We start from the raw sequence: 21780 nt of genomic DNA, 5'->3' as shown, positions 1-21780 counted from the left end.
GCCTTTCGCGGGAAAACCGGGGAGATGGCGCTCGCGCTCCCCTACCAGCCCGAATTCACCGGGACGCACCATCTCGATCTCCAGGATCACGAGAATGTCTGAGGGGTCCTGATCGAGACCCCCTGCGCACGGCACAGGGGCGGGCCCTCTCCGCCGCTCACCAGAACCCCGGCACCAGGACGAAGAGTGCCCAGTCCATGTACTCCCGGCCGTAGCCGAAGTACTCGTCCTGGAGGCGGTGGAGGTAGTCGACCATGAAGTCGCGGTCGGGGTGATCGGGGTGGTTTCCGAGCCAGGAGAGGACCGACTGCCATATCCCCGACTCGTAGCGGTCCCAGTCAGCCCCGTCAGCCCGGATGACGGCGGCGACGTCGAACCCGGCCTCCCGGGCGGTGCCGAGGATCTCGTAGCCGGTCAGGACGTCGGGCCACTCGCGGGCGAACTCGGGCGGGGTGCGGTCCGACCGCCAGCAGCGGTCGCCGATGACGACGGTCCCCTCGTCCGTGACCATGCCGAGGAGGGCGTCGAGCGTCGCCGCAAACCCGCCCCGGATGTGGGATGCCCCGATCGCCGCGGCGCAGTCGAACGGCTCGTCGGGGACGTACTCCCGGGCGTCCATGCACCGGACGCAAAGCCGGTCGTCGAGCCCCGCCGCCCGGAACGTCTCCTCCGCCCGGCGGCAGGCATCCTCCCGTGCCTCGATGCCGAGGCCGGATATCCCGTACTCGCGCCCCCAGAGCGCGAGGATCGTCCCGTTCCCGCACCCGATCTCCACGACACGGGATCCTTCCCGGAGCCCCGCCGCCCGCCCGGCGGCGAGCACCTTCTCCGGGGAGGTCGGGTTCATGATCGCGAGCCCTCCCTGTGCTATGCTGACGAGTTCGTTCTGCTCCATGGTCGGCGCCCTCCGGGCCTGCCCTGCATAGGGTACGCCGTCCCGCCGTGAACTACCCCCCGCTTGCGCAGGGGGCTTCCTGCGAGTGTCCGGGGATCACAGGGATCCTCGGACCTGTTTGTCGCAGATTACCGGCGAACTGTCGGTAGCCCGTCCACAGGGCATTCTGTGATAGGAACCGTACCATGATGTTGACCGCACTGTTGTGGTCGCGATCGATGCAGTTCCCGCAGGCACAGTCCATAACGCGTTTCCCGAGCGGCATCTCGTGAACCGCTCCGCAGACACAGCAGGTCTTCGTCGTGTACTGTTCATCGACTGGTATTACTCTCTTACCTGCAAGGGCTGCCTTGTAGGTCAACAATCCGATGAACCGTGAGAGGTGTCCCGCGTTCTGGGTGGCGCGGTTGAGCCCGGGCGTAGCCTGCTTTGACTTCGGCATCTGCTTGACGGAGAGGTCACCGACCAGGATTGTGGCGGCCCGGGTGTTTTCCACGAGTTTCCTGCTCACCTTATGCTGGAAGTCTCTGAGCTGGTTGCTCCGCTTCCGTTCCATCGTCCGCTTGGCACGGTTGAGCCGCTGCCACTGCCGGCTCTTCTTCTTGCAGTGGTCCCTTCGGGCCTGCACGGCATCGATCTTCGGGTTCCAGTACTTATCCGGTCGGGCGTTGGTGACTTCAAGGAACTTCCCGTGGCTGTTGACTGCGACATGCTTCGTGACCCCGAGGTCCCAGGCCTGGTAGAACCCGTTGTCAACGTACTTCTGGTCCGGCTGAACCTCGTGGACGATGGAGACGTAGTACGCTTTCTTCAGGTCATCGTAGAAGAGATCCACTTGTTTGACGTTGAGGAACGTCCGATCTTCGGGCAGATCGAACGCCAGCGGTACATCATTGTAGAAGTGCGAGAACCGGATCCGGCCCCCGGCGATCGCAAACCCGCTCTGGTTGTAGCGTAGCGTGCAGAAGTGATCCTTGCCCTTGAACCCCGGGGGGTTGGCCTCTTCGTCGCCGTTCTGCCGGAGCGCGAAGAACGACCGGAAGTTGTCGTCCAGCGATTTGAGGGTGGTCTGCAGAACTTTGGAGTAGACCCACTGGTACTCGGGATACTTCTTCTTCAGTTCCGGAAGAGCGTTCGCCTGCTGCACATACCCGATGTACTGCTTGTCGGCCCGATCCTTGTTCTCCTGATAGTTCTGGTTCCGTTCGGCAAGAGCGAAGTTGTAGAGTAACCGGCACTTTTCGGAGAGGTGCCAGAGCACATCGGCCTGATCGGGTGTCACCTGAATCTTGATCTTGGTGGCAAGGTGCATCTGAATACTCTCCTGCGGACTCTCGCATGAGTATGCGCTGTCATTTGTCATAGAGATATGGGATCAGAGGACACGAGGATCGCAGGGCGAAGGGGCTCCGCTCCCATCCCCCAGCTTGCGCAGGGGGTCTTCCCGCTCTGCCCCTTCAACCCCGCAGAGATAAAGCCGTGGGCCCCGCCCGGCCCTGCCGGCACATCAACGGCCTTCCCATTCCCGGAAGCACGCCCCGCACCCGGGAAGAGGCGCCCGATCCCCGGGGGGTGCGGTTCAGTCGCGATGGGGAAAGATTTATATAGTGTTCTGGCGAGTAAAGCACCGATCCCATATGCAGCCGGAGCAGGACATCCCGGGGAGAATCCTGCGGACCCTCAAATTCCGGCCGAAGGGCCTGACGATCACCGAGATCGCGAAGGCCCTCAAGGCAAACCGGAACTCGGTCTCAAAACACCTCGAGGTGATGCAGGCGTCGGGCCAGGTCGAGGCCCGGCTCGTCGGCAACGCCAAGGTCTACTCCATCGCGCAGCGTGTCCCCCTCTCGGCGTTTCTCTGTTTCACGAAGAACCTGATCCTGGTCCTTGATGCCGACCTCACGATCATCCAGGCGAACGACCAGTGCCTCAAACGGTTTGGGCGCGCCAAAGAGGAACTCGTGGGCCGGAATCTCCGGGAAACAGCCCTCCCGGTCGTCTCCTCGCCGGAGGGCCTCGCCGTCGTCGAGAACCTCGAACGGGAGCAGGTGATCGCCGAGATCCCCCACCTGCGGGACGACGGCAGCGAGTCCTTCTATCATATGCAGGCGATCCCGACGACGTTTGAGGACGGGGGGAAGGGGAGCACGATCGTGCTCGAGGATATCACCGAGCAGAAGCGGCACCTCAACAACACCATGTTCCTCTCCCGGACCGCGATCGACCTCGTCGATCTCCAGCCGGTGGAGGACATCTACCAGTACACCATCGACCGGCTCCTGGAACTCGTTCCGGGAGCGTACGCCTACATCTTCTCCTACAACGAGGCCGAACACCGGTTCGCCATCCGGGCGATCGCGGGCGAGAGGTTCCGTGAGGGGCTCACGGAACTTATCGGACGGGACCCTGTGGGCCTGGTCCTCCCGGCCACCCGGGTCTTCGACGCCCCCTATCACCAGACCCCCCTCTCGCTGCGCGGCCTCCAGGATTTCGTCCTCCATCCCGAACCATCCCCATGGTCGCTCTATGATGTCTGCTTTCGGGCGATCCCGGAAGAGACCTGCGAGGCGATCCTCGAACGGTTCGATATCGTGAGGCTCTGCCTCACGGGGCTGGTCTGGCGGGACCGCCTCTACGGGACTGCAGGCATCTTCCTTCCTCCGGGAAGGGAGGTCGAGAACCGGGAGACGATCGAGTCGTTCCTCCGGCAGGTCTCCATCGCCATCGCCCGGCGCGAGACCGAAGAGCGGCTCCAGCTGAGCGAGGCGCGGTTCCGCGGGATGCTCGATGCGTCCCCCTTCGGGGTCGCGCTCATCGACCATGACAGGCGGTTTGTCTATATCAACCAGCGGTTCGTCGAGATCTTCGGTTCCGAGCCGGACACTGCGACTACATCCGCCGAATGGCTCCGGCAGATCTTTCCCGACGATGGTTACCGGCAGGAAGTCATCGATGCCTGGCATTCGGATCTCAGACGGTCGGTCCCGGGCCGGGTCAGGCCCCGGACGTTCACCATCCGGAACCGGGACGGGACGAAGAAGACGATCCTCTCCCGCGCCGTCACCCTCCCTGAAGGGACGGAGTATATCACCTGCGAGGATATCACCGAAGAGGCACGTGCCTACCGCCTCCTCGTCGCGGATATCGCCGACCTGCGGCGGCGGGAGCAGGAACTCCTCATCAGGGACCGGGCGATAGCCTCCACCCGGCGGGCGGTCGCGCTCATCGGCCCGGAAGGGCTGGTGACGTATGCGAACACCGCGTACCTTGCCCTCTGGGACTACCCGGCGGCAGAGGAGGTGCAGGATTCGCACTTCTCCCGGTTCTGGGAGCACCCCGACGAGATCCGGGAGATCGTCCGGATGGTCCTCGGCGGCGATTACTGGCACGGCGAGCAGACCGGCATCCGGAAGGGCGGCGCGACGTTCCGAGCGGACCTCCTCGGGACGCCGATCGTGACCGAAGACGGCAGGGTGATCGGGATGATGGCGGCGGTGACTGCCGGAAGGGCGAAGGGCGAAAGAGCCGGGGATCGAGCCCGGGAAGAGGCGCCGGATCCAATATCCCGGTGAAAATGCTCAAATTATAGGCAATTCGGGCCTGCACAAAGAGTGTGTAGGCGGATCGCCGGACCGGGCGGACTTTAAAAAACTATGCCCGGCAACACCGATCTACAGTACCGCGCGGCAATTCTGGTTCGTAAAGGCTTATCTTTCCCCCGGGGCACTCCGCATCCGTTCAAGGAGGTGGAAGAGATGCAAAAGACCATCGAGAGGAGAGAGGTACGGGAGGAAGATACTGCAGAGGTTCGGGAGCTGGTGCATGTCATGCTCAACGCCGACACCTACACCAGCCTGCAGGCGGTCAGCAGTCTCGGGGCCATCGGGGCCCCGGCGATCGGGCCGCTGGTGCAGGCACTGCTCGCCGTCGACAGCAATGCACGGTGGACCGTGGCGATGGCGCTCGCCCGGGCCGGGGCTGAAGCGGTGGAGCCGCTCATCGGGGTCGTGCGCGACGCGGACGACGATATCAAAAACCCGGCAATCTGGGCGCTTGCCGAGATCGGCGACCCCCGGGCGGTCGAGCCGCTGATCGCCGTGCTCCAGGGGAGCCACCGGTCCGAGTGCTGCCGGGCCCTGACCGCCGCGGCCCTGCTGAAACTCGGCGACCCGGCAGGCATCGCCGAAGTGCAGAAGGTGTTTGAGCGGGAGGGCGAGCCGTTCAAGGGCCTTACCATGGAGGCGCTCGAGGGGACGTGAACCGCCCCCCCGTCCCGGAACACATCCTTTTTTTATCGAACTTCGCACTCTTCGCGGCACCGCGAGAGGTAACCGGTGCCGGTAGCGATAGAACCTCACGCAGAAGAACCCGTTGCCGCGAAGGGGCGCCGGTAAGGATGGGTAACTACTAATAGCGCCGCTAAACAAGAGCTCACCATGCAAGGGTGTCATATCCTGCTCCTGATCCTTCTTGCGGCGGCCATCGTCGCCTGCGGCTGCACGGAGCCGGAGGAGAGCAGCGAGGCGCAGCCGGCCTCCCCCGCCCCGGCGCCGTCTCCGGCGCAGCCGCAGGCGCTCGGAGGAGGGGGGGCCGCCCCCACACCGGCCGCGCCCGCCCGGGGGGAGAAGACACCGCAGAGCATAGGGTTCGTCGACCCGGGGACCTACCGCATCCCGACCCCGACGCCCACGATCGCGATGACGGCACAGCCAAACGATCTCCGGGTCGCCGAAGGCATGATCGAGTACGCGACGGCGACAAGCGACAACCCTCCCGGCGTTCTTGCCACCGAGACCTACCACATCCCTTTCCCCTACTGGGCCTTCAACGTGAGCGCAACGCCGGCGAACGATCACCCCTGGCTCGCGATCGAGGTCCGCGATAAGGCCGACCCCAACCGGGTCGTCATCGATGACATCCGCTACTCCCAAAACGACTTCCCGTACTCGGGCGGGAAGTTCGGGGAGAAGAAGGAACGGTTCGTCGTCCTCGAGGGCTACAGGGACTACTACTTCATCGCCCGTTCAGGGTCCTTAACGTCGCTTGAGATCTCCGTCCTCGTCCCGGAGAAGTATCTCGTCTAGGCGGGAGGAATCTCTCCCCCTTCTTCTGCTATCCGGAGTTCCCGGTCGTAATCGCCGATCGCGGCGACGTAGTCCTTCCACGCCCGGTCGGCCCCGGCAAGGTGGTCTTTCGCCGCGGCATACGCCTTCGCATCATACGCGGCCGCGGCAGACGACCAGAGCGAGAACGCGCGGTTCAGGTGGTCGAGCGCCCGAATATAGGCCGACTGCACCCCCGTATACGCTTCAGGGACCTCGTCGGCCCCGATGACCTGCCGGTGGTAGGCCGTGACCACCCTGCCGTACTCCGCGATGGCCGCAAACTCCCGCATGGCTGTGTCGGATTCGGCAACCGATGGATATTCCGGGCGGGAACTTATACAGGAGGAGATCTTTGCGGAGACCCGGGCAAGATCGGCCTCCGACGCCGCCACGTGGCCGCCGAACGCCGCAACCTGCCGGTCTTCGGTCCAACCGACATGAAGCGTCCACCCGATGAAGGCGACGGCTATCACGGCAGCCACCGCACCGGCGGCGGTGAGCGCCCTGCGGCGGTCGACGGCGATCTTTGGGAGTCTCAAAACATCCGGTATCTTCGGGATCGCGAGAGCCATGACCCTCACGCTCCCCCCGCCGGCAGGCGGGCCGGGCGGATACGGTACTCGGCAGGAGCGGGGATAGAGTGGAGGGGGACGATCTCCGGTGTTCCCGACTTCACGCTCCCAAACGAAGCGTCCTCCGTATCCCCGATGGGAAACGGCTTTCCCCTGAGCACCGGGGAATCGGCCGAGACCTTCCCCCCGTAATAGGTTGTCCCTTCCACGTAGTAGTAGTGCTTCCCGCCGTAATCGAAGTACTTCGGTGTATATTTCGCATAATAGGGATGAAACCCGTCCATCCGGATGCCAAGAGCCATGTGGTCCGGGTACAGGAGCAGAACCGTATCGTAGCCGAGAGCGTCAAGGAGCCCTGCGAGCAGGATCGCGGAATCCTCGCAATCACCTTTCCCATCGACGAGCGTCTCGGCGGGATACTTCGGATACTCGATGCCGTCCTTTACGGGCCGGGCGTGGCGGGGGAGGGCTCCTTCGATGTAGGAGTCCGTACTGTTGTCGGGTTCGTACGGGATCTGCTGGACAAAGAAGATGAGGTTCATCAGCCCGAAGTACTCCTCCTCCGGGTTGCCGCCGGCGGGGGCTATCCGGCGGGCGAGGTCCGCAAGGATCGGCCGGTCCTCTTCGGCAAGGGCGTACCGCCCCCAGGCGAGCCGGTCAGCGAACCGCGGCGTCTCCCGATGGGCGAGGAAGAGCGCTTCCGGGACCCTGACCTCGGTCGTATGGACGCCGCCGTCGATGGCCGTCCAGCGGAACGTCCGGGTATGGGCCGCGCCGACCTCCGGGAAGGGCGTCGCCGCCGGCAGCGGAGCAGGCGGGACGTATGCGGGCAGGACCGGTCCGGGGGTGGCGACGGCAGGCTCCCCGACGAGCGCGGGTTTCACTACGAGGGCGACGACCAGGATCACGAGACCGCCCGCGAGAACGGGGATGATATCCTTCCACTCCATTTCCGGGGTCCCACCGCGTATCGGTAATAGGATATGGGCGGCTGCCCGCTAAAAACCTTGACAACAACCGGGCTTTCGGCGTGCACCGTAGACACCAGAACCCCGGCAGGGGGGATGAATCGCACCACCGGGTCGACCGGATCCGCGCCGCGCGGGATATCTTCACGTTGATGCGATATCGCGCGGAGGGGAGTTTCGCGGGAGCTGGCGGTGTACGGGCGGCGGTTCTCAAACATGCCGTGCGGTACAGGTGGGCGGACTTCGGGGGAATACGTATGCAAACGGCTCACGGCAACCCAACACTGAAGAACTCGGCGATGAACCGGGCTGCAGCGTAGAGGAAGTAGAGGCCGAAGATGAACTTCAGGGTAGCCGGCCGGAACCGCCCGATCGTCGCGGCCCCCACCTGGGCACCGGCGATCGACCCGGCCGCGAGGACCAGTCCCGCCCCGACGGCGACGTAGCCTTCCACGAGTTTGATCCCGCCGCCCACGATCGCCATCGGGATCATGGACGCAAGCGACGTCCCCATCGTGACGCAGACCGGGGCGCCGAATATGTAGAGCAGCCCCGGGACGAGGGCGTAGCCGCCCCCAAGTCCGGTGACCCCGGTCAGGATGCCGACCCCGGTGCCGAAGAGGAAGTGACCAGGGGGCGTGCCCCCGATGCACTCCGGTTCCGGGCCGGTCTCTGGCCGGAGCCCCTCGCGGATCATGCTGATGGACGGGCCGAGGAACGCCAGCCCCAGGATGAGGCCGAGCAGGCGGGTGTGGCCGACGAGGAAGGAGAAGAGCCAGGACCCGATGAGAACCCCCATAAGGCCGCCGGCGGCGATCCAGGCTGCCACCCGCCGGTCCAGGTTCCCCCGCACCAGGTGGCCGGCGGCGCCGGAGAGCGACGTGAATATGACCACAAAGAGCCCGGTCCCGATGGCGACGGGCTCCGGGAACCCGAGGTAGAAGTACATGATCGGGAGCATGATCGTCGATCCGCCGACGCCGACGAGGCCGCCGAAGACCCCGGCAACGAAACCGATCACAAAGAGGAGGAGCAGGGCGGCCGGCGTGAACGGCGGGGAGTCAGGGGTCACCCCCGTACCGATGGCGAGCGCCGCCCCGAGCATGATAGCGATCACGACCGAGAGCACCGCTACCGGGGCGATGCGCCGCCACCCGGCGATCCAGCCTCCCGTCATTCTTCCGGGTCCCCGCTGCCGGGTTCGAACGCCGGCGGGTAGATGGCTGCCCTGTGGAGACCTTCGAGCGCCACCTCGTCATCACGCGAAAAGATACCCCGGTGCAGGTCGTAGACCCCCGGGTAGCCCTCTCCAGGCCTGACCGCTGCCGGACGGGATATCATACCGTACCGTAGCTCTTCACTTCTCCATGAAACTGCCGGAACCGGGTTCCGTGGGGCAGACTTCCTGAATACCGGCCATCGGCCTCCCCGGCTCAGCCGCATACATGCAGACCGAGGGGTAGTAGTTCGTGATGTATTCCTTGAGCATCCGGAGGGAGCAGTACTGGGGAGCGATGCTCTTTATCGACTCCTTCATCATCCGGACCCACTTGTGCGGGACGTTGTCTATCGTCCGCGAGTAGTAGAGCGGGGCGACCTCGTTCTCGATGAGGTCGTAGAGCGTGTTCGCATCAGCCCGGTTGTTCCCGGTGTAGGGGGCATGGCCCTCGAAACCCCACCCGTTCCTGCCGTTGTAGCCCTCGACCCACCAGCCGTCCAGGACGGAGAGGTTCAGCACCCCGTTCATCCCCGCCTTCATACCGCTCGTGCCGCTCGCCTCCATGAGCGGGACCGGGGTGTTCATCCAGACGTCCACGCCGTGGACCATGTAACGCGCAAGCTGCTCGTCGTAGTCCTCAATGAAGGATATCCGGCCCCCGAACCTGGGGTCCTGGGAGTACTGGTAGATCTTCTGGAGGATATGCTTCCCCTTCTCATCGGCCGGATGCGCTTTCCCTGCGAAGATGAACTGGACCGGTCTCCAGCGGTTGTTCACGATTCCATCGAGCCGGTCCAGGTCCTCGAAGATGAGGTCGGCCCGCTTGTACTCGGCGAACCTGCGGGCAAACCCGATCGTCAGCGCCGTGGTATCGAGCATCAGCCCCTCGGCAGCCAGGTTCGCAGGCTCTTCCCGGTGTCCCGCCCATTTCAGGCGTTTGCGCTCCCGGAGCCGGGCGAAGAGTTTCATCTTCAGCCACTGGTGTTCGTCCCAGAGTTCATCGTCCGGGATCTCGTCGACCACCTCCCAGACGATCGGGTTATCATACTCCTCGCGCCAGTTTGGGTAGATCGGGTCCATGTACCGGTCGAGGAGTGTCTCAACCCGGTGGTTCAGCCAGGTCGGTACATGGACGCCGTTGGTGATGGCATCGATCGGCACCTCTTCGGGAGGGAGGTCCGGCCAGAGAGGCTGCCACATCTCCCGGGTGATCTCGCCGTGCCTCTGCGAGACGGCGTTGTGGAAGAGGCTCATCCGGAGCGCAAACGCGGTCATGTTGAAACCGGCGCCCGGGCTGTGCGGGTCCTTCCCGAGCGCCATGAACTCGTCCCAGTCGAGCCCCAGCGACGGGCAGTAACCGCGGAAGTACTTTGCCATCAGGTCTTCGGGGAAGACGTCGTGGGCGGCCGGGACGGGGGTGTGGGTGGTGAAGACCGATGTGCCCCGGATCCGCTCACGCGCCTCATCAGGAGGCATCCCGGCCGCGAGCCGCTCCCGGAGCCTCTCAAGGAGGGCGAACGCCGAGTGGCCCTCGTTTAAGTGCATCGCCGAGTAGTCCACGCCGAGCGTATGGAGGACCTTCCTCCCGCCGATACCGAGCACCAGCTCCTGCCTGAGCCGGCATTCGAGTTCTTTTAAGTAGAGGCGGTGGGAGATGCTCCGGTTTTCGGGAAGGTTCTCGTCGATATGGGTATCGAGGAGGTAGAGCGGGACACGCCCGACCTGCACCTTCCAGACCGCGACATAGATCGGCGGGTCGATCAGGGGGACCTGCACCACAAGCTGCCTACCGTTGTCGTCGAGCACCCGGAGAACCGGCGCGGCGTCGCGGTCCAGGATCTCAGCGACGTTCTTCTGCCACCCGTTCCCCTCCATGTGCTGGTGGAGGTATCCTTCTGCGTACATGAACCCGACGCCGACCATCGGCAGCCCGAGATCGCTTGCTGCCTTGATGTGGTCGCCGGCAAGGATACCGAGCCCCCCTGCATAGAACGGGAGCGAGTGGTGCAGCCCGAACTCGCTGGAGAAGTAGGCGATCGTCAGCGGCACCCGTCCGGGGTAGCGCTGCGCAAACCAGCTCGTCGTCGGTTCCATGTACTGCCGGAACCGGAACATGATGATGTCGTAGCGACGGAGGTACTCCGGGTTGTTTGCCGCCCGCTCAAAGAACCGCGGGGGTGTCTCAAGCAGCATCCTGACGGGGTTGTGGCGGCTCAGCTTCCACTCTGCCCGGTTCAGCTGTTTGAAGAGCACGCTCGCCGAGGAGTGCCAGCTCCACCAGAGGTTGTACGCGAGGTCCACGAGCCCGAAGATCCGCTCCGGGACGTGGGCGAACCGGTCATAGGGTATCTCCGTCTTCATCACGACAGGCAATGCCCGTCGCACCAGATAAGTGCTTCTGTCAACTACCCCCGGTTAAAACCGGTGGCTTGCCCCCGGGACTGTCTTCGCATGTAGCCCAGAGCAGCGCATCGGCCCACTATAATGCGTACAAAGGTTGCCTGCCGGTCTCGGGGGGTTCCTCAAACGCAAGCCTCATTCGCACGGCCGGTTGACACGACCGCTCCTGATTATCCGCGGGATCACGGGATCACCAGCTACGTTTCTTGCATGGTCGAGCACGCTGTTCACGCCGGCGTTGATCAGAGTGCCGATGATACTCCGGTACAGTCTCCGCTTGACCCGCCGTTTCCTCCCATACGGGGGTTTTTGGATCGGATCCAGCGCTCAAGGGCATCCACCTGCGAGGTGTACGCCTCATCGTGGGAGCCATCAAACCGGATCCCGGCCCGTTCGCATCCGGCTTTGAAAGTGGCAGGCGCGGGAGATGCCGGGGTATTGAAACGCCCGTTCCACCTTACACTTTCACCCCGCACGGCGCGGCTTCATGAGGGGAGACGGAGAGAGACCGGGAGTATGCTACAACGGGCCGGCTACATCCAGAGGGGCAGGTGCTCCGCGGTCGATGAGGATGGAAAACTCTGCCGGATCGTCGAGATCACGCTCGACGGGAGGCAGTTCGGGGTCCGGGTCGGCGAACTCCGGCAGGCGCTCGACGGGCGGCGCCCCGCCCGGGTCGAGCTGCTTCGCCAGGATTGGGGCGCGGTCCTCGGGGGCACGGTCGGCCGCGCGGAACGGTCCCGGTCGGGGGCGGCGATCGTCTTTGCGCTCGCCACCGGGGAACGCTACACGGTGCCGGCAGCGGCACTCCGGGCGCTCCTCGCCCGCACCTCCACCTACGCCCCTGTCGCGGCGGTCCGCGCCCGCGGGTCCTCTCCCGTCACCGGATAAGCTCCGCCTCGCGGATCGCCGCCTCTCGTGCATCGCGAAACGCCCGGCCGACGTTGCCGGGGCCGAGGAGCACCCCGCCAAAGATCCTCGACACGACGAGCACGTGGCTGTCGAGGGCATGCTTCCGGAGCAGGTCGAGGAGCACCCTCCCCGGCCGGCCGACCTCGCCGTCGTTCTTAAACACCTCGACGGAGCCGCACCGGAGTGCGGCGCAGTGGTGGGCGGCCTTCGGGTAGGCCTCCCGGTGGCCGGCGAGGACCGGTGCGAGATCCCCCGGCCCCGCCACCCGGTAGAGGTGAGCGTGGAACCGGGACCGTCGGACCTCGAGGTTTGCCGCGCCGAGCGGCTCGGCGGTCATGCGGCCACCCGCTTCCTCGCATACTCGTCCCAGTGCGCTTCCAGAAATCCCCGTATCCCCCGGCCAGGCCTGTAGGGCGGGTATATCCGGCGGTAAGCCGCCTCGGCCGCAGCAAAGCTCTCCGCCGGCAGGACGTCGGTGTAGGCCGCAAGGTAGAGGAACCCGATCGCCGCCGACCGGGAGATCCCGAAACCGCAGTGGACCAGGACCGGCCGGCCCTTCGCGAGGCACCGATCGATGAAGAGCAGGGCGGCGTCGATCGCCTCCTTCGGGACGTCGTCGGGGTTTCGCGTGTCGACCAGGTTGAGCATCAGCCGGTTGCCCCGCCGGGCGATCAGGCGTTCGGGGTGGTCCTCCGGCACCGTCCCGACGGGCGAGTAGGTGACGGCCAGGCAGTGGTAGGGGCTCCGGCAGGCGTGCACCACGCACCAGGTCTCATGGGCCTCCACCGCGACCTCGTAGTCCTCCTGGGTCCCGATATACAGGTTTGGATAGATCTCGATCATAGTTCCCGTTCCCCCTTCACCGTGCCTCGAGGGCATACGCCGCGGCCCCGAGGAGCGGCGAGCGCCCCCCGAGCCCGGAGACGACCAGCCGCGGGAGGGCGAGGTAGCGGTCGATATAGGGCTCCATATGCCGGATCACGATATCCCCGTGGAAGCGGGCGAGCGGCCCGTCGAGCACGATGATCTCGGGGTTGTAGGCGACGATCACGCCCGAGACTCCCCGGGCGTTCACCTGCCCGAGCGCCTCCATGAAGGCGAGGGCGACCGGATCCTCGTCTCGGGCCGCCTCAAAGATCGCCCGGGTCGAACCGGCGTCAAAGGCGACATCCCGGGTGCCGGCCTCCTCCCGCCACGCCGCGAAGAACCCCGGGAGGTTCTTTGCGGAGGCGTAGGCCTCCCAGTGGCCCTTATAGCCGCACCCGCAGGTGAGGTTGTAGCGGGTATCGACGGGGATGTGCCCGATCTCCCCGGCGTTCCCGGTCGCCCCGAGGAGGAGACGGCCGTTCACCACCGCTCCACCGCCGATCCCGGTGGAGAGGGTGACGTAGACGACGTTATCAGAGCCGCGGGCGGCGCCCGCCCATCGCTCGCCGAGGACGCCCGCCCGGGCATCGTTGATCAGGGCGACCGGCAGCCCGAACCGCTCGTTGAGCGGGCCGGTGATCTCCACGACCGGGAAGGCGATGTTCGGGGAGTTCGTGACCCGCCCGCGGTCGAGGTCCAGGGGGCCGGCCGACGCGACGCCGATCGCCCTGACGCTCCTTCCCGGCGCCGACGCGAGGAGGGCCTCGACCCGGGCGATGATCGCGGCGGTGATCGCATCCCCCGAAGGCCCCGTCACCGGCGTCGGGACGGCAGTGTGGGCCAGTATCGTCGCGTCGGCGGAGTCGATCAGGGCGGCGCGGAGGTTAGTCCCGCCGAGGTCGATGGCAATCACGGTCGTCATATGGTTCTCCCCGGGAGCGGATGCTTCTCTTCACGAGATTACGCGAACCAGCGGCGTGAACTACCCCCCGCTTGCGCAGAGGGCTTCCTGCGAGTGTCCGGGGATCACAGGGATCCTCGGACCTGTTTGTCGCAGATTACCGGCGAACTGTCGGTAGCCCGTCCACAGGGCATTCTGTGATAGGAACCGTACCATGATGTTGACCGCACTGTTGTGGTCGCGATCGATGCAGTTCCCGCAGGCACAGTCCATAACGCGGTTCCCGAGCGGCATCTCGTGAACCGCTCCGCAGACACAGCAGGTCTTCGTCGTGTACTGTTCATCGATCGTTATTACTCTCTTACCTGCAAGGGCTGCCTTGTAGGTCAACAATCCGATGAACCGTGAGAGGTGTCCCGCGTTCTGGGTGGCCCGGTTGAGCCCGGGCGTGGCCTGCTTTGACTTCGGCATCTGCTTGACGGAGAGGTCACCGACCAGGATTGTGGCGGCCCGGGTGTTTTCCACGAGTTTCCTGCTCACCTTATGCTGGAAGTCTCTGAGCTGGTTGCTCCGCTTCCGTTCCATCGTCCGCTTGGCACGGTTGAGTCTCTGCCACTGCCGGCTCTTCTTCTTGCAGTGGTCTCGTCGGGCCTGCACGGCATCGATCTTCGGGTTCCAGTACTTATCCGGTCGGGCGTTGGTGACTTCAAGGAACTTCCCGTGGCTGTTGACCGCGACATGCTTCGTGACCCCGAGGTCCCAGGCCTGGTAGAACCCGTTGTCAACGTACTTCTGGTCCGGCTGAACCTCGTGGACGATGGAGACGTAGTACGCTTTCTTCAGGTCATCGTAGAAGAGATCCACCTGCTTGACGTTGAGGAACGTCCGATCTTCGGGCAGATCGAACGCCAGCGGTACATCATTGTAGAAGTGCGAGAACCGGATCCGGCCCCCGGCGATCGCAAACCCGCTCTGGTTGTAGCGTAGCGTGCAGAAGTGATCCTTGCCCTTGAACCCCGGGGGGTTGGCGTCTTCGTCGCCGTTCTGCCGGAGCGCGAAGAACGACCGGAAGTTGTCGTCCAGCGATTTGAGGGTGGTCTGCAGAACTTTGGAGTAGACCCACCGGTACTCGGGGTACTTCTTCTTCAGGTCGGGAAGGGCGTTCGCCTGCTGGACATACCCAATGTACTGCTTGTCGGCCCGATCCTTGTTCTCCTGATAGTTCTGGTTTCGTTCGGCAAGAGCAAAATTGTAGAGTAACCGGCATTTTTCGGAGAGGTGCCAGAGCACATCGGCCTGATCGGGTGTCACCTGAATCTTGATCTTGGTGGCAAGGTGCATCTGAATACTCTCCTGCGGACTCTCGCATGAGTATGCGCTGTCATTTGTCATAGAGATATGGGATCAGAGGACACGAGGATCGCAGGGCGAAGGGGCTCCGCTCCCATCCCCCAGCTTGCGCAGGGGGTCTTCCCGCTCTGCCCCTTCAACCCCGCAGAGATAAACCTACCCCCGCTCCGGGATCAGACGTCCTCTCCCACCGCCATGCAGGGGTACTTCTCCCGCGGATACCTGCCCTGGATGGACTCGCGGATGAACTGCTCCCGGGCCGGAGCCGCGAGAAGGTTCTCGTAGACCTCTTTCCTGACGCCGGCGTAGCGGTAGGCGTCGCCGCTCTCGCAGATGACGAGAAGCGCCTTCGTCGTGGGGTCATAACCGATGGACCGTATGCCGCCGGTGGATCCCGCTGATGGTTGAGACATGCGGGCTGGTGTGGCGGGCGAAGGTGATAGCGGTTGCGGCGAAAGATCGGCCGGTGGCCGGACCGGTCAGCGGACCTTCTCATAGGGGTAACGCAGCCGGATGAAATCCCCGAAGTACCGGCCCTTCGACCGGGCCGCAAGCAGCCCCTCATAGACCGCGGGCGGCACCCCGACATAGTGGTAGACCCCGCCGCTGTGGAACTCGACCTCCAGGATCTCGTCTTCTTCATTATAACCGACCGATTTTATGTTGGTGGATTCGACGGCCTGGCGTTGCATGGACGGGGGTAGAGGGGGTGAAGGGGTATAAGAGTTGTGGAGGATGGAAACGAACGCCCAAAGAGCGCAGTTACGGCGCGACGGAGATGAATCCGGTCTCCGGCACCCTGTCGTAGAGCGTCCGGTTGAACTTGTCGGGGTTGATGTGGACCTCGCCCGTTCCAAACTTCGTCTCGTATCCTGACGACATCCATTCACGGGTCTGGTCAGTAAGCGGTATCTCAGCGCTGCTCGGCACGAGGGCCGTCTCGATGGAGAGGTTCATTTTCCCGTCGTCGTTCAGGAGCTCCAGGGGGACGCTTGCAAAGATACTGTCGCCCTGCATGGTGACGAGGGGCCGGGCGCTTCTCGCTCCGAATACGCCGCCGGTATTCCCCACCAGCACCGCACCCAGCCTCCCGTTGTAGAGGCAGTAGACGAGAGCCGACTCGAAGAGGCCGTCCGCAGCCTGATCGGTATCGAAGAAGATTGTGGTTACGGCTCCGTCGTCCGGCTCAAGGCTCGCGTAGGCGACTCTCACGAGGAGGACGTTCCCCGCATACCCGGTCTCAACCGAGGCGATGTCGTCGCCGTCATAGCCGGACCCGGCCGAATCCCCCACGCGGTCAGCAGTCTGGGCCGGTCCGGCCCCGGTGTACGAGAGAGGGGGCCGGACCTCCCCCGTCCCGGTATCGAGCACCCCAACCCCCGCATCCGGGACCTGATCCGACGCCCCGGAAGACGTCATCCCGCTGAGCGAGAAGGAGTCAAGGATGATGCTTGTCCTTCCGTCGTCAGGCCCGAGCAGGGCGAGCGGGATCCGGAAGAAGGCCTGGTTGCCGGCAGCCACGAACATGGCGTCGTTGTACGGGACCCCGAGGGGAACCCCCGCCGTCTCCGCGTAGCCCCCTTCCGCGAATCCGGGACCAGTCTTCTCCAGGCTCGCGCCAGTCCCAAGCGCGGATCCGATCGTGTAATCCAGGCGGTAATCAATCCCGAACGACGGCGGCGCCTCTTCGGCGTTCATGAACCCTGTAGCCAGGTTCTGGTCCGCGTCGATGAGTATCCAGCCTTTCAGGTCCCCTCCACTCTCGACGGCGGTCGCGTAAGTCACCAGGATGTCGAGCACCCCGTCGTGGACGTCCGTGCTGAGGCCCGTAACGTCCCCGGACAGCGCGTCCCCCTCCCGGTCGTCATATCTGCTGCTCACCCGTGCGGCCCCGCCCGGGACCTTCACTTCGCCGCTTTCGGCGTTCATGACGCCGTAGTCCGGGGCCCGGTCAAAGGCGAGCGCCCCCATCGTCCCGGTGTAGACGGCGGCAAAGAGATCCGGGTCCGCGGCGCCGTCCCCGGGTGCCCCGAGGGGGATCGCGATATCGATCCGGTTCGCGCTCGGGGAGAGGGTAGCCTCGCTCACCGGTTCGTCGTTCAAGGTCGCGGAGATGACAGGCTCGGCGTAGACGATCGGCATGACGGAGAAGGCGTAGACGTACTCCGCGCCGGTCCCTTCCCGGTAGCCCGTCGAAGGGTTCCGGTCGGCGTCGATGAAGATCGCGCCGCCGTAACTCCCTGCGGGGTCCCGGGCAAGATCCATCCGGACATGCAGGACGCCCTCACGGACGTCGCAGGAGAGGCCGGTGATATCAGGGTCCGGGAAATCCCCCGCCGGATCGGCCACGCCGGCGGCAGAGGCGCACGCCGCGGCATGAGCAAGGAGCAACGCCGGAAGTATGAACAGCACGTAACTCCGCCTTCGGTTCTCCTGCGCCATCGGTCCCGGGTGTGCGGGTGCCGAAGGATGATAAAGGTGCCTGGTGCGGGGCTACCCGGCGGCTCTTTTGGATAGATCTTCCGGAGCAGGAAGACTGCTGGAGAACGTCATACCCGGATTTCGCGGAGTAACCCCTCTTCCCCCGGGCAATCCGCCATGGTGGACCCTGCAGCCCGGCATGCCGAGACGGGGGCTGCGATCGCCGGGCTGAAAACCCGGGCACCCTCGGCCAGTACCGTCTTCAAGAACGGCGAGTTTCGCCCCCTCTCCAGATCGCCGCGGGAGAGCACCTTGACCGAGAGGTTTACGCCCGTTTCGGGATATCACCCGGTCCCGTCATTGCTCCCGGCGTGAGGTACACTCCCCCCAGGGGAAGAAGGAGGCCCCGGCTCATCCGCGCGAGAGATCGTCAGGCTCATAACCTTCGGGCGCCATTCCCTGCCTGAGGAAAACCTGCATGGTACGGACGCATGTAACCCCCGGAGAAGCAAAGGCGATGGGCGAGCAGCTCGGCGTCACCTGGAAGGAGTTCGACGTCGAACAGTTCCGGCGCGGCATGGTCGTCGAACTCGAACACGGTCTCCACGACCCGGCGACGAACGTCACCGACGACGACCTCTTCCTGACGGCGAAGATAGCACTTGCGCACTTAAACGAGTTCCCCGACTACTACGACCGGCTCGAGGAGATGGAGGAGAAGGCGGAGACCTACTGGGCGGAGCGGAAAACAGCGCAACGGTGAGCGCTCGCCACGACGACTCCTGCCGCCACGGCCGATGCCGCCCTCGCGGTAGGGCACCGGGCGGGATGCGCAACAACTATCGCCCGTCCGCATCAACCATGGCGTATGGAACGGCGGGGGAAAGCAGAATGGATAAAGATACGGCAGCGGCGGGTCGTCGACGAGAAAGAGTACTACGCCGACCGGCTCTACGAGACCCGGCGTGACGCAACCTCCTACGCCCGGCAGCTGCAGAACCAGGACAAAGACGTCCTCGTCCTCGGAACCACCCACGAGGGCGGGCACCGGGGCTACGCCGTCTTCGTCAGGAGATAAGGCCCACCTTCGCCGCACAGGCAGCCGCCCGGCGCTCTGTCCGGTGGAGGGGTCGTTTTGCGCGGGCGGACGCCTCCGGCGGGGGGTCGATAACAGAGTGGGGGGCGAACCCCATCCACATTCCCCGTCACTCAGTCGGCCGGGGATGTGATATATACCCCGTACGAGAGGGGTTGGAAGGTCGAACCGGCCGGTTCAACTCACCCGGCACTCCCGGATCGCCGGCCCCGTGCGCCGCTCCCGCCACTCGTCGTGGAGAACGCCGCGGACGTCGACGTCCTCAAAGACCCCCCATCTCCTGATGTGCTCGCGGAGGCGGCCTTCATGGAGCATCCCGCACTTCTCCATCACCCGGCCCGAGGCGGGATTCCGGGAGAAGTGCATGGCATAGACCCGGTGCAGCCCGAGGACCGAAAACCCGTACTCGATCACCGCCCGGACCGCCTCGGTGGCGTATCCCCGGCCCCAGCAGGGCCGTGCGACCCAGAACCCGAGCTCGCCACGGGCGTGACCGCGGTCGATCTGCAGGCGGACGCCGCCGATCAGACCCCCCTCTCCGGCGAGCGTGACGGCGAAGGCCGCGATCTCGCCGCGGTCGATCCCCTCGCGGAGGGAGGCGATCCAGATCTCGGCAAGGCCGTCCGGGTAGGGGTAGGGAAGGAGGGTCGTCGCGGCAACGGCATAGTCGCCGGCGAGCCGCTGCACCATGGAAGCGTCCGCGAGGGTAAACGGTCGCAGAAGCAGGCGATCGGTCGCGAGGATGGGCTGGTTCTCCATGAATATGCTCATTGCACCGGCCGGATATAAGCCCTGCCGCACCGCTGCCCGGACCGCAGGAGAGGGTGACCCGAAGACCCCGGCAACCGCTGCCCGCCCGGCCGTACGACCTCGTGAAAACCACTCCCGGTTATACCTTGAGGTCCCGTTTTCCCGGATTACATGGAGCATTGGCGATTACGAGCCGTCCCGATCTCCCGTCTGGCCTGATACTGCGTAAGGGCCGTCCTATTCCCAAATCAGCAACCTTTATTAATTTTTGTTCTGTATTCCATCATGCATGATCAAAGTCGCAATCAACGGCTACGGCACCATCGGTAAACGGGTTGCCGACGCGGTCGCCGCACAGCCCGATATGGAAGTGATAGGGGTTTCAAAGACAAGCGTCTCGGCGGAAGCGTACATCGCAAAAGAGCGCGGGTTCCCCCTCTACATCGCCGATCTCGGAAAGAAGGCGGCGTTCGAGAAGGCCGGCCTTGATGTCGCCGGCGACGTCGAAGCGATGCTGAAAGCCGCCGATATCATCGTGGACGCCACTCCCGGCGGCGTCGGGGAGAAGAACCGGCCGATCTATGAGCGCCTCGGGAAGAAGGCAATCTTTCAGGGCGGCGAGGAACACGAGGTCGCCGGGTTCTCCTTCAACGCCCACGCGAACTACAAAGAGGCTGCAGGAAAGCAGTTCGCCCGGGTCGTCTCGTGCAACACCACCGGGCTTGTCCGGCTCATCCACGCCCTGGACCAGGCCTTCGGCGTCGACCGGGTCCGGGCGGTGATGGTCAGGCGTGGAGCTGACCCCGACGACATCAAGCGCGGACCAATCGACGCCATCGTCCTCAACCCGGCCACCATCCCGAGCCACCACGGCCCCGACGTCCAGACCGTCCTCCCGCAGATCAACATCGTCACCCTTGCGATGATCGTCCCGACGACCTTCATGCACATGCACTCGATCCAGATGGACTTACAGAAGGAGACCACCCGCGAAGAGGTGCTGAAGGTCTTTGAGAACCACAGTCGCATCGGGCTCGTCCGCAAGGCCACCGGGATCAAGAGCAACGCCCAGCTCCGGGAGTACACCCAGGACCTCGGCCGGCCGAGGACCGACCTCTGGGAGAACGGCGTCTTCGAGGAGTCGGTCTCGGTCCTCGACGGGAAGGAATTCTACTGTTTCCAGGCCATCCACCAGGAGGCCGACGTCATCCCCGAGAACATCGACTGCATCCGCGCCCTGATGGGAACGGTGAAGGATCCGGAAGAATCCATCCGGATGACCAACAAAGCGCTCGGGCTCGTCGCCATCGGGTGAACGGCCGGGCCAGGGGAGGAAGAACCATTAACTCCCCGGCAGACCCACTCTTTTCAATGGATCCATACGAACTGGTGACCCGGAATACCGTAGAGGTCGTCACCGATGAGGAACTGCGTGCGCTCATCGACCGCCCGGTCAAGCGGGTCTACACCGGCTACGAGCCGAGCGGGGAGATCCACCTCGGCCACATGGTGACGGTGAACAAGCTGATGGACCTGCAGCGAGCAGGGTTCGAGGTGACCGTGCTCATCGCCGACCTCCACGCGTTCCTGAACCGCAAAGGCACCATGGACGAGATTCGCGAGATCGCGAAGTACAACCGGCGTTGTTTCGAGGGACTCGGCCTGGTCGGCGCAAAATACGTCCTCGGGTCGGACGTGCAGCTCACGCCGGAGTACGAGCTTAACGTCCTGAAACTCTCCCAGGCAATCACCCTTAACCGGGCGAAGAGGAGCATGGACGAGGTCGGGCGGCAGATGGATAACCCGACGGTCTCCCAGATGGTCTACCCGATCATGCAGATGGTCGATATCGCGACCCTCAACGTGGACGCCGCCCTCGGCGGGATCGACCAGCGAAAGATTCACATGCTCGCGCGGGAACACCTCCCCTCGATCGGGTACCCGGCGCCGGTCTGCATCCACACGCCGATCATCAGCGGCCTCGACGGGAAGAAGATGTCGTCGTCGGCCGGAAACGTCATATCGGTCGCCGAGTCAGAGGAGGATATCCGGCAGAAGATGAAGAAAGCATTCTGCCCGCCGGAGGTCGAGAACAACCCGGTGCTCCAGATCCTGCAGTACCACGTCTTCCCCCGGGCCGGGGCGGTCACCATCCGCCGGCCCGCGAAGTTCGGCGGGGACCGGGAGTTTGCCGCCTACGAGGATCTCGAGCGGGCCTACGCAGCCGGCGAGATCCACCCGCTCGACCTGAAATCGGCCGCCGCCGACCATCTCATCGATATCCTCGCCCCCGTACACGACTACGTCTGCAGCAGGTGATCCGG

Annotated in this window: 23 protein-coding genes; 8 read left to right on the top strand and 15 right to left on the bottom strand. The window is 64.6% G+C overall.

The genetic code is table 11. The features are described 5' to 3' along the window. Positions 1-157: 157 nt before the first annotated feature. Complete coding sequence (locus tag QZ408_RS04455) at positions 158-895, bottom strand: methyltransferase domain-containing protein (protein WP_292490001.1); 738 nt, start codon at positions 893-895, stop codon at positions 158-160. A 52-nt stretch (positions 896-947) separates the two neighbouring features. After that, a complete protein-coding gene (locus QZ408_RS04450) occupies positions 948-2207 on the bottom strand; it encodes a transposase (RefSeq protein WP_292490000.1) in 1260 nt (419 codons plus the stop codon). Positions 2208-2532: 325 nt separating this feature from the next. Between QZ408_RS04450 and QZ408_RS04445 the strand changes: the two genes are divergently transcribed. From QZ408_RS04445 to QZ408_RS04435, 3 genes are all read left to right on the top strand, one after another. Next, entirely contained in the window at positions 2533-4467 is a 1935-nt protein-coding gene (locus tag QZ408_RS04445; RefSeq protein WP_292489999.1) for a PAS domain-containing protein, read from the top strand. 183 nt (positions 4468-4650) lie between these two features. After that, a complete protein-coding gene (locus QZ408_RS04440) occupies positions 4651-5154 on the top strand; it encodes a HEAT repeat domain-containing protein (RefSeq protein WP_292490158.1) in 504 nt (167 codons plus the stop codon). A gap of 177 nt (positions 5155-5331) precedes the next feature. Beyond that, positions 5332-5979 (top strand): hypothetical protein, encoded by a 648-nt coding sequence (locus QZ408_RS04435; protein WP_292489998.1) that lies wholly within the window; start codon positions 5332-5334, stop codon positions 5977-5979. On the opposite strand, the gene QZ408_RS04430 is transcribed toward QZ408_RS04435, so the two are convergent. The 5 genes from QZ408_RS04430 to glgP all read right to left on the bottom strand — a co-directional run bounded on the left by QZ408_RS04430 (position 5976) and on the right by glgP (position 11120). Next, positions 5976-6572, bottom strand: coding sequence for a hypothetical protein (locus QZ408_RS04430; RefSeq protein ID WP_292489997.1), 597 nt, complete (start codon positions 6570-6572; stop codon positions 5976-5978). The two genes, QZ408_RS04435 and QZ408_RS04430, sit on opposite strands and share 4 nt — an antisense overlap. A gap of 5 nt (positions 6573-6577) precedes the next feature. Continuing rightward, the gene (locus QZ408_RS04425) at positions 6578-7522 is read right to left on the bottom strand and encodes a hypothetical protein (protein WP_292489996.1); all 945 of its coding nucleotides are present in this window, start codon (positions 7520-7522) and stop codon (positions 6578-6580) included. A gap of 286 nt (positions 7523-7808) precedes the next feature. After that, the gene (locus QZ408_RS04420; RefSeq protein ID WP_292489995.1) at positions 7809-8717 is read right to left on the bottom strand and encodes a sulfite exporter TauE/SafE family protein; all 909 of its coding nucleotides are present in this window, start codon (positions 8715-8717) and stop codon (positions 7809-7811) included. Then, positions 8714-8881 (bottom strand): hypothetical protein, encoded by a 168-nt coding sequence (locus QZ408_RS04415; protein WP_292489994.1) that lies wholly within the window; start codon positions 8879-8881, stop codon positions 8714-8716. Before QZ408_RS04415 ends, QZ408_RS04420 begins: the two co-directional genes overlap by 4 nt. A gap of 16 nt (positions 8882-8897) precedes the next feature. Beyond that, a complete protein-coding gene (glgP, locus tag QZ408_RS04410) occupies positions 8898-11120 on the bottom strand; it encodes an alpha-glucan family phosphorylase (RefSeq protein WP_292489993.1) in 2223 nt (740 codons plus the stop codon). A 555-nt stretch (positions 11121-11675) separates the two neighbouring features. On the opposite strand from glgP, the gene QZ408_RS04405 reads away from it, so the two are divergent. After that, on the top strand, positions 11676-12050 hold the full coding sequence (locus QZ408_RS04405) for a hypothetical protein (RefSeq protein WP_292489992.1): 375 nt from the start codon (positions 11676-11678) through the stop codon (positions 12048-12050). Here QZ408_RS04405 and QZ408_RS04400 read toward each other — a convergent pair. The 7 genes from QZ408_RS04400 to QZ408_RS04370 all read right to left on the bottom strand — a co-directional run bounded on the left by QZ408_RS04400 (position 12040) and on the right by QZ408_RS04370 (position 17631). Further along, positions 12040-12408: a YigZ family protein gene (locus QZ408_RS04400; protein WP_292489990.1), complete on the bottom strand. Its 369-nt coding sequence runs from the start codon at positions 12406-12408 to the stop codon at positions 12040-12042. The two genes, QZ408_RS04405 and QZ408_RS04400, sit on opposite strands and share 11 nt — an antisense overlap. Beyond that, the gene (locus QZ408_RS04395; RefSeq protein WP_292489989.1) at positions 12405-12914 is read right to left on the bottom strand and encodes a dual specificity protein phosphatase; all 510 of its coding nucleotides are present in this window, start codon (positions 12912-12914) and stop codon (positions 12405-12407) included. The genes QZ408_RS04400 and QZ408_RS04395 overlap by 4 nt, the downstream gene beginning before the upstream one ends. A gap of 16 nt (positions 12915-12930) precedes the next feature. Beyond that, positions 12931-13860, bottom strand: coding sequence for an ROK family protein (locus tag QZ408_RS04390; protein ID WP_292489988.1), 930 nt, complete (start codon positions 13858-13860; stop codon positions 12931-12933). Between the two features lie 60 nt (positions 13861-13920). After that, positions 13921-15180: a transposase gene (locus QZ408_RS04385; RefSeq protein ID WP_292489987.1), complete on the bottom strand. Its 1260-nt coding sequence runs from the start codon at positions 15178-15180 to the stop codon at positions 13921-13923. Positions 15181-15362: 182 nt separating this feature from the next. Continuing rightward, positions 15363-15602 carry a KTSC domain-containing protein gene (locus tag QZ408_RS04380; protein WP_292489985.1) on the bottom strand — a complete coding sequence of 80 codons (240 nt, stop codon included), beginning with the start codon at positions 15600-15602 and terminating at the stop codon, positions 15363-15365. 66 nt (positions 15603-15668) lie between these two features. Beyond that, the gene (locus QZ408_RS04375) at positions 15669-15881 is read right to left on the bottom strand and encodes a KTSC domain-containing protein (RefSeq protein ID WP_292489984.1); all 213 of its coding nucleotides are present in this window, start codon (positions 15879-15881) and stop codon (positions 15669-15671) included. Between the two features lie 70 nt (positions 15882-15951). After that, positions 15952-17631 (bottom strand): hypothetical protein, encoded by a 1680-nt coding sequence (locus QZ408_RS04370; protein WP_292489983.1) that lies wholly within the window; start codon positions 17629-17631, stop codon positions 15952-15954. 457 nt (positions 17632-18088) lie between these two features. On the opposite strand from QZ408_RS04370, the gene QZ408_RS04365 reads away from it, so the two are divergent. Both QZ408_RS04365 and QZ408_RS04360 read left to right on the top strand, forming a co-directional pair. Continuing rightward, the gene (locus QZ408_RS04365) at positions 18089-18373 is read left to right on the top strand and encodes a DUF5661 family protein (protein WP_292489982.1); all 285 of its coding nucleotides are present in this window, start codon (positions 18089-18091) and stop codon (positions 18371-18373) included. A gap of 105 nt (positions 18374-18478) precedes the next feature. Beyond that, positions 18479-18688 (top strand): hypothetical protein, encoded by a 210-nt coding sequence (locus QZ408_RS04360; RefSeq protein ID WP_292489981.1) that lies wholly within the window; start codon positions 18479-18481, stop codon positions 18686-18688. A 195-nt stretch (positions 18689-18883) separates the two neighbouring features. Here the strand turns inward: QZ408_RS04360 and QZ408_RS04355 are convergent, their stop codons facing one another. Then, complete coding sequence (locus tag QZ408_RS04355) at positions 18884-19465, bottom strand: GNAT family N-acetyltransferase (protein ID WP_292489980.1); 582 nt, start codon at positions 19463-19465, stop codon at positions 18884-18886. A 280-nt stretch (positions 19466-19745) separates the two neighbouring features. On the opposite strand from QZ408_RS04355, the gene QZ408_RS04350 reads away from it, so the two are divergent. Both QZ408_RS04350 and QZ408_RS04345 read left to right on the top strand, forming a co-directional pair. Next, positions 19746-20771: a type II glyceraldehyde-3-phosphate dehydrogenase gene (locus tag QZ408_RS04350; protein WP_292489979.1), complete on the top strand. Its 1026-nt coding sequence runs from the start codon at positions 19746-19748 to the stop codon at positions 20769-20771. Positions 20772-20827: 56 nt separating this feature from the next. After that, complete coding sequence (locus QZ408_RS04345) at positions 20828-21775, top strand: tyrosine--tRNA ligase (protein ID WP_292489978.1); 948 nt, start codon at positions 20828-20830, stop codon at positions 21773-21775. Positions 21776-21780 lie beyond the last annotated feature (5 nt).

This window comes from Methanoculleus sp. 10 (assembly GCF_913757945.1).
Lineage (GTDB): Archaea > Halobacteriota > Methanomicrobia > Methanomicrobiales > Methanoculleaceae > Methanoculleus.
The sequence above is the reverse complement of the archived record's forward strand: the minus strand, read 5'-3'. Positions and strand labels throughout refer to the sequence as shown.